The sequence below is a fragment of the Stenotrophomonas sp. YJH_SMC_131 genome (genome assembly GCF_059367975.1).
Genome location: NZ_JCAFRJ010000009.1, coordinates 151,968 through 164,942 on the forward strand (window position 1 = coordinate 151,968; position 12,975 = coordinate 164,942).

Annotated in this window: 12 protein-coding genes and 2 tRNA genes; 6 read left to right on the forward strand and 8 right to left on the reverse strand. The window is 67.4% G+C overall.

Annotated elements, in window-relative coordinates; translation table 11 throughout:
* Positions 1-122: 122 nt before the first annotated feature.
* Both AC5P56_RS17830 and AC5P56_RS17835 read right to left on the reverse strand, forming a co-directional pair.
* Positions 123-199: transfer RNA gene (locus AC5P56_RS17830), tRNA-Arg, on the reverse strand.
* A 39-nt stretch (positions 200-238) separates the two neighbouring features.
* Positions 239-315, reverse strand: a tRNA-Pro gene (locus AC5P56_RS17835).
* A 180-nt stretch (positions 316-495) separates the two neighbouring features.
* Between AC5P56_RS17835 and AC5P56_RS17840 the strand changes: the two genes are divergently transcribed.
* The gene (locus AC5P56_RS17840; RefSeq protein ID WP_014646095.1) at positions 496-1,254 is read left to right on the forward strand and encodes a Bax inhibitor-1/YccA family protein; all 759 of its coding nucleotides are present in this window, start codon (positions 496-498) and stop codon (positions 1,252-1,254) included.
* A gap of 89 nt (positions 1,255-1,343) precedes the next feature.
* Positions 1,344-1,964 (forward strand): flavin reductase family protein, encoded by a 621-nt coding sequence (locus AC5P56_RS17845; RefSeq protein WP_014646094.1) that lies wholly within the window; start codon positions 1,344-1,346, stop codon positions 1,962-1,964.
* An 11-nt stretch (positions 1,965-1,975) separates the two neighbouring features.
* On the opposite strand, the gene AC5P56_RS17850 is transcribed toward AC5P56_RS17845, so the two are convergent.
* The 6 genes from AC5P56_RS17850 to grxC form a co-directional block, all read right to left on the reverse strand.
* Positions 1,976-2,728, reverse strand: a complete 753-nt coding sequence (locus AC5P56_RS17850; protein WP_126412564.1) for a sulfite exporter TauE/SafE family protein — start codon at positions 2,726-2,728, stop codon at positions 1,976-1,978.
* A 25-nt stretch (positions 2,729-2,753) separates the two neighbouring features.
* On the reverse strand, positions 2,754-3,662 hold the full coding sequence (locus tag AC5P56_RS17855; RefSeq protein ID WP_032961780.1) for a LysR family transcriptional regulator: 909 nt from the start codon (positions 3,660-3,662) through the stop codon (positions 2,754-2,756).
* A gap of 53 nt (positions 3,663-3,715) precedes the next feature.
* Positions 3,716-4,459, reverse strand: coding sequence for a cysteine hydrolase family protein (locus AC5P56_RS17860; RefSeq protein ID WP_014646091.1), 744 nt, complete (start codon positions 4,457-4,459; stop codon positions 3,716-3,718).
* A gap of 248 nt (positions 4,460-4,707) precedes the next feature.
* Complete coding sequence (locus tag AC5P56_RS17865) at positions 4,708-5,712, reverse strand: isocitrate dehydrogenase (protein ID WP_495231838.1); 1,005 nt, start codon at positions 5,710-5,712, stop codon at positions 4,708-4,710.
* Positions 5,713-6,034: 322 nt separating this feature from the next.
* Positions 6,035-6,427 (reverse strand): carboxymuconolactone decarboxylase family protein, encoded by a 393-nt coding sequence (locus AC5P56_RS17870; RefSeq protein ID WP_004154542.1) that lies wholly within the window; start codon positions 6,425-6,427, stop codon positions 6,035-6,037.
* Positions 6,424-6,714, reverse strand: a complete 291-nt coding sequence (gene grxC, locus AC5P56_RS17875) for a glutaredoxin 3 (protein ID WP_004154541.1) — start codon at positions 6,712-6,714, stop codon at positions 6,424-6,426. The genes AC5P56_RS17870 and grxC overlap by 4 nt, the downstream gene beginning before the upstream one ends.
* A gap of 142 nt (positions 6,715-6,856) precedes the next feature.
* Here grxC and AC5P56_RS17880 point away from each other — a divergent pair, with 142 nt between their 5' ends.
* From AC5P56_RS17880 to ppk1, 4 genes are all read left to right on the forward strand, one after another.
* Positions 6,857-8,503 carry a M48 family metalloprotease gene (locus AC5P56_RS17880; protein WP_014646090.1) on the forward strand — a complete coding sequence of 549 codons (1,647 nt, stop codon included), beginning with the start codon at positions 6,857-6,859 and terminating at the stop codon, positions 8,501-8,503.
* A 116-nt stretch (positions 8,504-8,619) separates the two neighbouring features.
* Positions 8,620-9,309, forward strand: a complete 690-nt coding sequence (gene phoB, locus AC5P56_RS17885; RefSeq protein WP_005408258.1) for a phosphate regulon transcriptional regulator PhoB — start codon at positions 8,620-8,622, stop codon at positions 9,307-9,309.
* Between the two features lie 106 nt (positions 9,310-9,415).
* Complete coding sequence (gene phoR / locus AC5P56_RS17890) at positions 9,416-10,747, forward strand: phosphate regulon sensor histidine kinase PhoR (protein ID WP_005415460.1); 1,332 nt, start codon at positions 9,416-9,418, stop codon at positions 10,745-10,747.
* Between the two features lie 4 nt (positions 10,748-10,751).
* Positions 10,752-12,839, forward strand: coding sequence for a polyphosphate kinase 1 (gene ppk1 / locus AC5P56_RS17895; RefSeq protein WP_046429123.1), 2,088 nt, complete (start codon positions 10,752-10,754; stop codon positions 12,837-12,839).
* Positions 12,840-12,975 lie beyond the last annotated feature (136 nt).

Sequence of the window (12,975 nt, forward strand, 5' to 3'; positions counted from 1 at the left end):
CTTGCCTGGAGACTGTCACCGAAGTTCCGGTCCGCCGAAGCGAGTCCGATATTCTGGTGGAGTCTTTACGCTTTTGCAAGCACTTCTTCACATCCGCCGATGCGATCCCGCTGTCCCGCCAATGGCGCGCCCGACAGGAATCGAACCTGTAACCGCCGGCTTAGAAGGCCGGTGCTCTATCCAGTTGAGCTACGGGCGCCCGAACCGGAACGGTGTCCAATCCGACGTGACGTGGGATTGGTCGGGGTAGAGGGATTCGAACCCCCGACATCCTGCTCCCAAAGCAGGCGCGCTACCAGACTGCGCTATACCCCGGTCTTGCAATCCCCTCGGGTCAGGCCCGGGGAGTTGGTCATTGTCGCCAAGCGCGTTGGGAACTGTCAACGAAGGATGCGCAGTTCCGCGGCCTGCCACAACGCCGAAAGCAGTCATCGGCTATGCTCACGCCCATCGGCCGGATGGCCGTCCTGACCCTCATTCGCACGGAGAACACGCATGCGCAGCGGCAACCCGGCTCTTTCCGAGTCGACCTTCCTCGACCTCGCCAGCGGTTCGGTGGTGACCAGCCCCGACCAGGCAATGACCCTCAACGGCACCGTCAACAAGACCGGTTTCCTGCTGCTGTTGACCGTGCTGACGGCCGCTTTCGCCTGGAACCAGACCATCGACGACTACGGCCAGGTCATGGCCGGAGCCAGGTTGTATGCCATGGGCGGCGCCATCGGCGGCCTGGTGCTGGCGCTGATCACCATCTTCAAGAAGGAATGGTCGCCGGTCACCGCGCCGATGTATGCGCTGGTGGAAGGCGTGTTCCTCGGCGCCATCTCGGCCCTGTTCAACGCCAAGTTCCCGGGCATCGTGTTCCAGGCCGTGCTGCTGACCTTCGGCACCCTGTTTGCGCTGCTGTTCGCGTACCGCAGCGGCGTGATCAAGGCCACCGAGAACTTCAAGTTGGGCGTGGTCGCCGCCACCGGCGGCATCGCCCTGCTCTACCTGGCCTCGTTCGTGCTGGGCTTCTTCAACATCAACGTGCCGGTGATCCACGACTCCAGCTGGCTGGGCATCGCCTTCAGCCTGTTCGTGGTGGTCGTGGCGGCGCTGAACCTGGTGCTGGACTTCGACTTCATCGAAACCGGCGTGGCCCAGCGCGCGCCGAAGTACATGGAGTGGTATGGCGCATTCGGCCTGATGGTGACCCTGGTCTGGCTGTATGTGGAGTTCCTGCGCCTGCTGTCGAAGATCCAGCAGCGCTGAGTCCAGCCACGCCGAGAGAGACAAGCCGCGATCCGCAAGGGTCGCGGCTTTTTTGTAGAGTCGAGCAAGCCCACACGTCCCCTGCCCCCATGCCCGACACCTTCCACAGCTACCGCCCGGCAGAGGGCCACCGTCTGCCGCATGACCCGTTCAACGCCATCATCGGCCCGCGCCCGATCGGCTGGATTTCCAGCCGCGACGCACAGGGCACGTTGAACCTGGCGCCCTACAGCTTCTTCAACGCCTTCAACTACACCCCGCCGATCATCGGCTTCTCCAGCCAGGGCCGCAAAGACTCGCTGCGCAACATTGAAGCCACCGGTGAATTCGTGTGGAACCTGGCCACCTTCGACCTGGCCGAGGCGATGAACGAAAGCTGCCGTGCGGTCGCGCCGGATGTCGACGAGTTCGTCCTTGCCGGCCTGACGCCACTGGCCTCAACGCAGGTCACACCGCCCCGCGTGGCACAGAGCCCGGTAAGCATGGAATGCCGCTGCACGCAGATCGTCCGCCTGCGAGATGCCGCCGGCCAGGACACCAACGGCTGGCTGGTGCTGGGCGAAGTCGTGACGGTGCATATCGATGAACGGCTGCTGGTCGATGGCATCTACGACACCGCTGCGGCGGCCCCGATCCTGCGCGGCGGCGGGCCTGCCGACTACTTCCGCATCGGTGCCGGACAGCGCTTCCGCATGTTCCGCCCGACCTGACGTTCAACCGGTTACGACCGCGCCAGCAGCGCCGGCATCGACGACGCCAGCAATGCGATGCCCGACGCGGTCAACAGGCTCAGTACGATCTGCCGGAAGCGCGCCTCGCTGATGCCGATGTAGACGCGCGCACCCAGCAGGGTCGGCACCAGCATCGCCGGCGCCACGATGGCGAAGTACGGCAGCATCTGCCGGCTCACCAGGCCGCTGCCGACATAGGTGGCCATGGTCACTGCCAGCATCGCCAGGTTGAAGTTCTGGATGACCGCGCGCTGCTCGTCCTTGCCGAAGCCACGCAGCGTGCTCCACAGCGTCGGCACCGGTCCGGCGAAACCGCCGATGCCGCTGAGCACCCCACCTGCCATGCCGGCGATCGCGTCACCGATGCGACCACCCACGCGGATCGGCGGCAATGATCGCGCCATCAGCATCACCGGGCACCACAGCGCAAGGAAGCCGCCCAGCAGCGCCTTGAACCAGTCCATGTCCAGGTGTGGCAGTACCATCACGCCGAGCGGAATGCCCGCCAGGCCGCCCAGCACGAACGGCAGCAGCAGGCGCAGGTTGAAGCCACGCCGCACGGTGAACACGGCCACCAGCTGACCGACCAGCGCGCCGAACACCGACAGCGCAGCGGCCAGTCGCGGCTCCAGCCCCCATGCCCAGAACGACATCGCTACCATCCCGAAGGCGAAACCGGTCAGGCCCTGTACGAATCCGGCGACGATCGCGCCAAGCGCGACCAGCAGATACACCGACTCCATCATCACCCCGGCTGCAACCGCGCGACTACCCTGCCGCGCTCACCTGTGCAGCGTAGTGCGCCGCGAGATGCTCGACCAGCGCACGCACCTTGGGCGCCAGTGCACGTGCATGCGGGTACAGCGCGAAGTAGCGTCGCTGGCCCGCATGCCAGGCCGGCAGCACGCGGATCAAACGACCGGCGCGCAGATCCTCCTGCACGGTGAAGGCGGTGAACAGGCTGATGCCCATGCCGGCCAGCGCGGCGGCGTACAGTGCGGGCGTGGCATCCACGCGCAGGCGCTGCCCGGCTTCGATGCTCGCGGTTGCGCCGCGCGGCCCCTGCAACTGCCAGGGCGGCATTGCTGGCGTGGGACTGAAACCCAGCAGCGTGTGATGAGCCAGGTCCGCTGCCTGCCGCGGCAGTCCGTGGTGTGCCAGGTAGGCCGGTGCGGCGACCAGGATGCGCGGGCAGCTGGCCAGCTCGCGCGCGACCAGCTGGCTGTCCGGCAGTGAAGCCGCGATGCGCAGGGCCAGGTCGAAACCACCACCGACCACATCGACCAGCTGGTCATCGGCCGACAGGTCCAGCGTGACCTGGGGGTAACGCTGCAGGAATGACGGCAGCCAGTGCGGCAGCTCCTGGCTGGCCACCACCTGCGGCACGCTGATCCTCACGCTTCCACTGGGCTGCGCCTGCCCGGCACGGGCACGGTCGTCGGCTTCCTGCAGGCGGTCCAGCAGCGTTGCCGCCTCACGGTAGTAGTCGCGCCCGGCCTCGGTCAACGACAGCCGGCGGCTGTTGCGATCGAGCAGGCGCACCTGCAGGTGTTCTTCCAGCTGCCGCAGTTGCCGCGACATCGCCGAGTGGGTGGTACCGAGGCGCTCGGCTGCCGCGGTGAAGCTGCCCGCATCGACGATGGCGCGCAGTGCACGCAGGGCAGCGAAGTGATCCATCGGCGGGCAGCTCCACGTGGCGGAGCCCGCGGCATGCGGGCCCCGCCAGCTTATCAAGCGCCGTCGCCGGCCTTGCGCACCGGCAGTGCCAGGATCGCGTCAGTCGTCATGACATCGCCGAAGGCGTCCTCGATCTGGGCCAGAGCGGCTTCATGCAGCGTGCGATGGCCGATGCGCCGGCCGCCAGCCAGGTCCAGGTCACGGCTGGCGCTGGCATCGGACGAGACGATCACCCGGTAACCACGGGGCGCGGCCGCCGCGTCGCGCGCGGCACCAGCCACGCAGGCATGGGTCTGCAGGCCGGTGACGATCAGGGTGTCGATGCCGGCGTTCTTCAGCAGCGGGTCGAGCACGGTGGAGGACGCGCCGGCGAACACGCTGACATTGTCCTTCTGCACCACGGTCTCGCCCTGGCGCGGCTGCAGGTCGCGATGGAAGGCAGCATTGACGCTGCCCTGTGCGAACAGCGGCGCACCCGCCGGCAGCACGTGCTGCACATGGATCACGCGGATGCCATGAGCATCGGCGAATTCGACCACCCGCTTCGCCTGCCGCAGCGCGGCCACGCCATCGGGAATGACCATGCGGCCACCGGCAAAGCCCGGTGCGGCCGTGGCATCGAAGTACTCATTCTGGAAGTCGATGACCAGCACGGCGGTCTTTGCCGCATCCAGCGAGGTCGCGACCGGCGCGCCAGCCATGTGGCGGATGGTGGGATGGGCCGGCTCGGCGGCGGCGACCGGGGCGGTGGTGGCCATGCCGATCAGGCTGGCCAGGCCGAAGGCGGTGAGGTTCATGTTCGAGCTCCAGTGCGTTGGGAAGTGGGCACAGGATGCGGAGCGCATGACGCACGAACCAGCCGCGTAGCGGCACATGATCTGTGCAATGTACGCACAGACAATTTCCATGTAGAGCCACCCCATGGGTGGCTGCGGACCAAGGCCCCGTCATTCCACGCACGGCGTGGATCTACCGGGCCGGCCCACAACGCAACGGGGCGCCCGAAGGCGCCCCGCTGTGGATCCAACCGAGGTCGGCCGGCCGCTTACAGGCGGTTGGCGATGGCCTGGGCAAAGCTCATGGTGGTGCCGGTGCCGCCCAGGTCGCCGGTCAGCGAATCCTTGGCTTCCATGGTCGCCACGATGGCCTTGCGCAGGCGCTCGGCGTTTTCCGGCTGGCCGACATGGTCCAGCATCTGCGCGGCTGCCAGCAGCAGCGCGCACGGATTGGCCTTGCCCTGGCCGGCGATGTCCGGCGCGGTGCCGTGCACGGCTTCGAAGATCGCCGCGTCCTTGCCGATGTTGGCACCCGGGGCCAGGCCCAGGCCGCCGACGAGACCGGCGCACAGGTCGGAGATGATGTCGCCGAACAGGTTGGTGGTGACGATCACATCGAACTGTTCCGGACGCATCACCAGCTGCATGCAGCAGTTGTCGACGATCATTTCCTGGAACTCGATCTCCGGGTACTGTGCGGCGACTTCACGGGCGACGTTCAGGAACAGGCCCGAGGTCGACTTGATGATGTTGGCCTTGTGCACGGCAGTGACCTTCTTGCGGCCAGTGCTCTTGGCCAGCTCGAAGGCGTAGCGCACGATGCGCTCGGAGCCCTTGCGGGTGATGCGGGTGCCGGAGAAGGCGGTTTCGCCGTCGGCCGACACTTCCTGGCCTTCGGCCAGGTAGGCACCTTCGGTGTTCTCACGGACGGTGATCAGGTCGACGTTGTCGAAACGCGACTTGGTGTTCGGGAAGGTGTGGGCCGGACGCACGTTGGCGTACAGGTCGAAGTGGCGGCGCAGGCTGACGTTGATCGAGGTGAAGCCACCACCGACCGGGGTGGTCAGCGGGCTCTTCAGCGCGACCTTGTTGCGCGCGATCGATTCCAGGGTCACTGCCGGCATCAGGTCGCCGTGCTTTTCCAGGGCCACCAGGCCGGCGTCGGCGTCTTCGTACTCCAGGCCAGTCTTGAGCTGGTCGAGCACGAACAGGGTGGCGTCCATGATTTCCGGGCCAATGCCGTCGCCGCGGATGACCGTAATTTTCTGCGTCATTGATCGATGTTCCGAACAGGGGGAAAAACGCCGTCCGGACGTGCCCGGAAACGCCGGCGCAAAGGAAGTTTCACCGGCAATTATGCCTGAGCCGGGGCCGAGGTCCCAAATAGACCATGGTCCCAGTGCCCGGCCCAGGCAGAATTGCCCGCGCATTCCGCCTTATCCCCGCGCCTGCCGGCGCGCCCCCTTGAACAACAAGGGGGCTCCTGGGCTGTTGGATCGTGGGAAGGCCCCTCGCGGGTGCGGTAGTGCCGGCCGCTGGCCGGCAACCCCGGCCATGCCGGATTCAGGGAATACCGGCCAGCGGCCGGCACGCCCCTCAGTGCTCGTGCGCTGCCGGGGCGGCGGCGCCACCTTCAAGCTGGTCGAGGAAGTCGACCGCGCGGCGCAGGTGCGGGATCACGATCGATCCGCCCACCACCAGGCCGACCGAGAAGGTCTCGAAGAACTCCTCGCGGGTCACGCCGGCGTCCTTGCACTGGGCCACGTGATAGCTGATGCAGTCGTCGCAGCGCAGCACCATCGAGGCCACCAGGCCCAGCAGCTCCTTGGTCTTCACGTCCAGCGCGCCGGCCTGGTAGGTCTGCGTGTCCAGCGCGAAGAAGCGGCGCACCACCTGGTTCGGCTCACCCAGGATCCGCTCGTTCATGCGCTTGCGGAACTCGGTGAACTCGGCGATGCGGTCCTTGCTGCCGTCGTCGGCCGCGCTCATGCCTGGCCCTGCCCGGCCAGCAGCGGCTCGAGCTTGCCTTCACGGTGCAGGGCCATCATGTCGTCGTAGCCGCCGACATGGACGTCGCCGACGAAGATCTGCGGCACGCTGGTGCGGCGGGTCAGCGCCATCATCTTCTCGCGCTCGGCCGGGTCCAGGTCGATGCGGACCTCGGTCCACTGCTGGCCCTTGCTCTTCAGGAAGTTCTTGGCGGCCACGCAGTACGGGCAGACGGCGGTGGAATAGATGGTGATGGCGGGGGCACCGCCGGCGGTCTGGGCTGTCACGGGAAACTCCACGATGGATCGACGGTCTACATATGGTACCGGTGCGCTGGAATTTCCACGCCACGGCCGCAACACTGTGGATTAACGAATGGTTGCCCCCCGCCCTGCCACGCTTGGCGCGCCCCGCCCGAGGAACTCCTGCTTGCGAGCCCTGCTGCTGACTACCGCCGTCACCCTGGCCCTGGCCATGCCGCTGGCCCAGGCCCAGGAGAAGCTGCCCGACATCGGCTCCTCGGCCGGCGAGCTGCTGACCCCGGCCCGCCAGGCCGAGTACGGCGCGATGATGCTGCGCGAGCTGCGCAACTACGGCTACCTGCTGGAAGATCCGCTGGTCAACGACTGGCTGCAGACCATGGGCACCCGTCTCGGCTCCAACAGTGACCAGCCACGGCAGCCGTACACCTTCTTCGTGATGAACGACCGCCAGATCAACGCGTTCGCCACGCTGGGCGGCTACATCGGGGTCAATGCCGGCCTGGTGCTGACCGCCGAGCGCGAGGACGAGGTCGCTGCGGTGCTGTCCCACGAAATCGCCCACGTCACCCAGCAGCATGTGCTGCGCGGCGTCGAGCGCGCCCAGCGTGACCAGATCCCGATCCTGCTGGGCATGCTGGCGGCGGTGGTGGCCGCCCAGGCCAGCAACAGCACGTCGTCCGGCAACGCGACGATGGCCGCGATCAGCTCGGGCATGGGCCTGATGCAGCAACGGCAGATCAACTACACCCGCTCCAACGAGTCCGAGGCCGACCGCCTGGGCATCCGCACCCTGTCGCGCAGCGGCTACGACGTGGATGCCATGGCCGGCTTCTTCGAACGGATGTCGGCGGCCATGCGTGGCAACGAAGGGGGCTACAGCGTGCCCGAGTTCCTGCGCACCCACCCGGTCAACATCACCCGCATCAGCGAAGCCAAGGCCCGCGCCGAGCAGATGAAGAAGGATACGGTGCTGCTGACCACCAGCACCCCCACCGGCGAGCGCAAGGAGCGGGTGGACCCGGCCGATCCCAGCCTGGGCGAGCCGCTGCTGCGCGGCAACAACCCGCTGCTGCCCAGCAGTGTGCTGCGCCTCCCGATCGGCCAGCTCAACCGTGGCGCCAGCGGCGACTTCGACTGGGCACGTGAGCGCCTGCGCGTGCTCAGCGCGGATTCCACCCCCGAGCTGGAACGCGAGTATGCCGACCTGGCCAAGCGGCAGAAGGACGGTCTCAACGATGCGCAGCGCTATGGCCAGGCGCTGGCGGTCATGCGCGGTGGCCGTGCCGGCGCCGGCCAGGCCCGGCAGACCCTGGCCGGCCTGCTCCAGACCCATCCCGGCAACCTGTGGCTGGCGCTGGGCCTGGGCGAAGCGGAATCGCGGGCAGGCCAGGCGGCCCAGGCCAACAGCCGCTTCGAGCAGCTGCTGCGCGAACACCCCAACAGCCGCCCGGTGGCACTGACCTATGCCGAGATCCTGAACGAACAGGGCAACCGCGAGGCCGGCCAGCGCGCGCAGGCGATGCTGCGCCCCCTGTTGTCGCAAAGCGGTAACGATCCGGTCTTCCAGCAGCGCTTTGCCCGCGCCAGCGAGCTGGCCGGCGACAGCGTGCGTGCCAGCGAGGCCTATGCCGAGGCCGCCTTCCTCAGCGGTCGGCCGGAACAGGCGCTGCTGCAGCTGCAGGCGCTCAAGCGCAACCCGGCGCTGGATTACATTGGCCGCGCGCGGGTCGATGCCCGCATCGAAGCGATCACCCCGACCGTGCTGGAGCTGCGCCGCCAGGGCGTGCAGGACCCGGACCTGGACCGGCGCTGAGCGCTGCATGACCGGCCGATGGCAATCCAGGCCGGTTCCGGCCGGGCAGTCACAAACATGTCATCAAACCGTAGTCTACTGGCACCACTCCAGTAACCGAGCCCTACGGTGTCCTCGTGCAGAAACGCATCCTGATCGTCGATGACGAGCCCGCGATCCGTGAAATGGTCGCCTTCGCCCTTCGCAAGGGCGATTACGAACCGGTCCACGCCGGCGATGCCCGGGAGGCCCAGACCGCGATCGCCGACCGCGTTCCGGACCTGATCCTGCTGGACTGGATGCTGCCCGGCACCAGCGGCCTGGACCTGGCCCGTCGCTGGCGCAAGGAAACGCTGACCCGCGAAGTGCCGATCATCATGCTGACCGCCCGCGGCGAAGAGAACGACCGCGTCGGTGGCCTGGAAGCCGGCGTCGACGACTACGTGGTCAAGCCGTTCTCGGCGCGCGAACTGCTGGCGCGCATCCGTGCGGTGATGCGCCGTGCCCGCGAGGACGACGAGGACGGCAGCGTGGCAGTCGGCCCGATCCGCATCGACGGCGCCGCCCATCGCGTGTTCGCCAACGACCAGCCGGTGCCGATCGGCCCGACCGAATACCGCCTGCTGCACTTCTTCATGACCCATCCGGAGCGCGTCTACACCCGCGCGCAGCTGCTGGACCATGTATGGGGTGGCAGCGTGTACGTGGAGGAGCGCACCATCGACGTGCATATCCGCCGCCTGCGCAAGACGCTGGAACCGTTCAACGCCGAGAACATGGTGCAGACCGTGCGCGGCGCCGGCTACCGGTTCTCCACTGCCACCTGAGTCTCGTCGTGCCGGCACCGCGCACCTGCGGGTGCCGGTGCCGGCAACTCTGCTATAACCCTTGGTTCACTCCAGTGAACCGCCGCACCTCAACGACGAGACCGCAATGCCCCGCCACATCCGCTCTGCCTGGTTGAAGACCCTGGCCACCGTTGCCGCGGTACTGCTGTTCGCCGGACTGGTGGGGTGGTTCACGGGCCATCTGTGGTTGTGCATCGCGCTGGGCGCGCTGGCCACCCTGGCCTGGCATTACTGGCGCCTGCGCAGCGTGCTGCGCCGCCTGACCGCACGCCAGCGCTGGGACACCGCCGAAGAAGGCACCGGCGTCTGGAACGAACTGGACCGCCTGCTGTATCGCAACCAGGTGGAAATGCGCGTGCGCAAGCGCCGCCTGCTGGACATGCTGCGCAGCTACCGCGCCGCCGCCGCCGCATTGCCCGACGCGGTGGTGGTGCTGGACCGCAACAGCCAGCGCGTGCAGTGGTTCAACGAAGCGGCCACCGCCCTGCTCGGCCTGCACCATCCCGGCGACCTTGGCGAGGCCCTGGTCGAACGCCTGCAGCCGATGCCGCTGGCCCACTGGCTGGCCGGTGGCCGCAATGCCGAACCGATCCTGGACGTGCCCTCGCCGGTCGATCCGGCGATCCGCCTGAACCTGCGCCTGATTCCCTATTCGTCGGATTACTGGCTGCTGATCGCCCGCGACGTCAGCAAGCTGCTGCGCCTGGAACAGGTGCGCCGCGACTTCGTGGCCAATGTTTCACACGAGCTGCGCACGCCGCTCACCGTGGTCCACGGCTACCTGGACATGATGGATCCGGAGGACTTCCCCGGCACCGGCCCGATGCTGGAAGAAATGCGCAAGCAGAGCCAGCGCATGGCCCAGCTGGTGGAAGACCTGCTGACCCTGTCGCGGCTGGAATCGCAGGAGCACAGCGAGGAAGAGACCGTGGCCATGCAGCCGATGCTGGCGACCCTGCGCCGCGAGGCCGAGGCGCACAGCCAGGGCCGCCACCAGATCAGCATCGATGATCTGGCCGGTGTCGACCTGCAGGGTTCGACCAAGGAACTGCACAGCGCCTTCTCCAACCTGGTCACCAACGCGGTGCGCTATACCCCGGCCGGGGGCCGCATTGCGGTGGAGTTCCGCCGCGAAGGCGACGGCGCCGTGCTGGCGGTGCGCGATTCCGGCTACGGCATTCCCGCCACCCACCTGCCGCGCCTGACCGAACGTTTCTACCGTGTGTCCAGCAGCCGCTCGCGCGAGAGCGGCGGCACCGGGCTGGGCCTGTCCATCGTCAAGCACATCCTCGGCCTGCACCACGCACGGCTGGAGATTGAAAGCGAAGTCGGCAAGGGCTCGGTGTTCTCCTGCCATTTCGATGCCGACCACGTGCGCCCGCGCGAGTCCGCCCCCCTGACCTCCATCGAAGAATGACGCCATGAGCAGCCTCGGATCCCTCCCCCTCCCCGTGAGCCCGGACAACGATCCGTTGCGCGACCCGTCGCTGTACATCAACCGCGAGCTGTCGCAGCTGGATTTCAACTTCCGCGTGCTGGCGCAGGCCATGGACCCGCAGGTGCCGCTGCTGGAGCGCCTGCGCTTCATGTGCATCTCCTGCACCAACCTCGACGAGTTCTTCGAGATCCGTGCCGCCGCCGTGCGCCACGCGCAGGAATTCGGCCTGCCGCCGGCGCCGGACGGCATGAGCCCGCAGGCCATCCTCAACGCCATCCATGACCGCGCTGCGGAGCTGGTGGACCAGCAGTACCGCTGCTGGAACGAGACGCTGCGCCCGGCGCTGATGGAGGCCGGCATCGGCGTGCTCGGTCGCCATTCCTGGACCGACCGCCAGAGGCGCTGGCTGCGCGCCTACTTCCGCAACGAGATCATGCCGGTGCTGTCGCCGCTGGGCCTGGACCCGGTGCACCCGTTCCCGAAGATCCTCAACAAGTCGCTGAACATCGTGGTGGTGCTGAAGGGCACCGATGCGTTCGGCCGCGCCGGCCACCTGGCGATCGTGCGTGCGCCGCGCTCGCTGCCGCGCATCATCCAGCTGCCGGAGAAGCTCGGCGGATCGCAGAACTTCGTGTTCCTGTCCTCGGTGCTGTCGACCTTCGTCGATGAGCTGTTCCCGGGCATGGAAGTCCAGGGTGCCTACCAGTTCCGTGTCACCCGCAACTCCGAGCTGGTGGTGGACGAGGAGGAAGTGGAGAACCTGGCGCTGGCGCTGCGCGACGAACTGGTCGACCGCGGCTACCGGCCGGCGGTGCGCCTGGAGATCGCCCACGACATGCCGCGCGAGATCGTGCGCACGCTGCTGCAGAATTTCGGCCTGACCGAGAACGCGGTGTACCGCATCGACGGCCCGGTCAACCTCAACCGCATCATCCAGCTGTACGACCTGATCGCGCAGCCAGACCTGAAGTACCCGCCGATGACCCCGCGCACGCTGCGCGACAGCGACGGCATCTTCGAGACCACGGCGCGCCAGGACCTGCTGCTGCACCACCCGTTCGATGCCTTCACCGCGGTGCTGGACCTGATCCGGCAGGCGGCGATCGATCCCAACGTGCTGGCGATCAAGCAGACGCTGTACCGCACCGGCAAGGATTCGCTGATCGTCGACGCACTGATCCAGGCCGCGCGCAACGGCAAGGACGTGACTGTAGTGGTCGAACTGCGTGCGCGCTTCGACGAAGAGGCCAACCTGGGCCTGGCCGATCGCCTGCAGGAGGCCGGGGTGCAGGTGGTGTACGGCGTGGTCGGCTACAAGACCCACGCCAAGATGCTGCTGATCGTGCGCCGCGAAGGCCGCAAGCTGCGCCGCTACGTGCACCTGGGCACCGGCAACTACCACAGCGGCACTGCCCGCGCGTACACCGACATCAGCCTGATCACCGCCGATCCGGACATCGGCAATGACGTGCACCTGTTGTTCCAGCAGCTGTCCGGGCTGGCCTCGAAGATGAAGCTCAAGCGCCTGCTGCAGTCGCCCTTCACCCTGCACACCGGCATCCTCGGCCGTATCGAGCGCGAGACGCGCATCGCCGCCGCCGGCCGCCCAGCGCGGATCATCGCCAAGATGAACGCGTTGAACGAACCGCAGGTGGTGCGCGCGCTGTACGCCGCGTCGCAGGCCGGCGTGCAGATCGACCTGATCATCCGTGGCGCCTGCACCCTGCGTCCGGGCGTTCCGGGTGTCTCGGACAACATCCGCGTGCGCTCGATCGTCGGCCGCTTCCTGGAGCACAGCCGCGTCTACTGGTTCGGCAACGACGGCGCGCCGGAGATGTACTGCGCCAGCGCCGACTGGCTGGAACGCAACCTGCTGCGCCGGGTCGAGACCTGCTTCCCGATCCTCGATCCGGAACTGGCCAAGCGGGTGTACCGCGAGGTCCTGCAGAACTACCTGGACGACAACCTCAACGCCTGGGAACTGGACGCCGACGGCCTCTACCACAAGCGTGCGCCGGCGCACGACGAAGCCCCGCATTCTGCGCAGATGGCATTGATGCAGGGGCTGTAGTCCTGCCCCGGTGGACCCCGACCGCAGGTCGGGATTCGATCAGCGGTCGCCCGGGGTCAGATCCCTTTCCTGCGGGAAAGGGATCTGACCCCTTGCAATCCTGCTGCACGCCTCCTTCCAAAATGTGAAGGCCGCG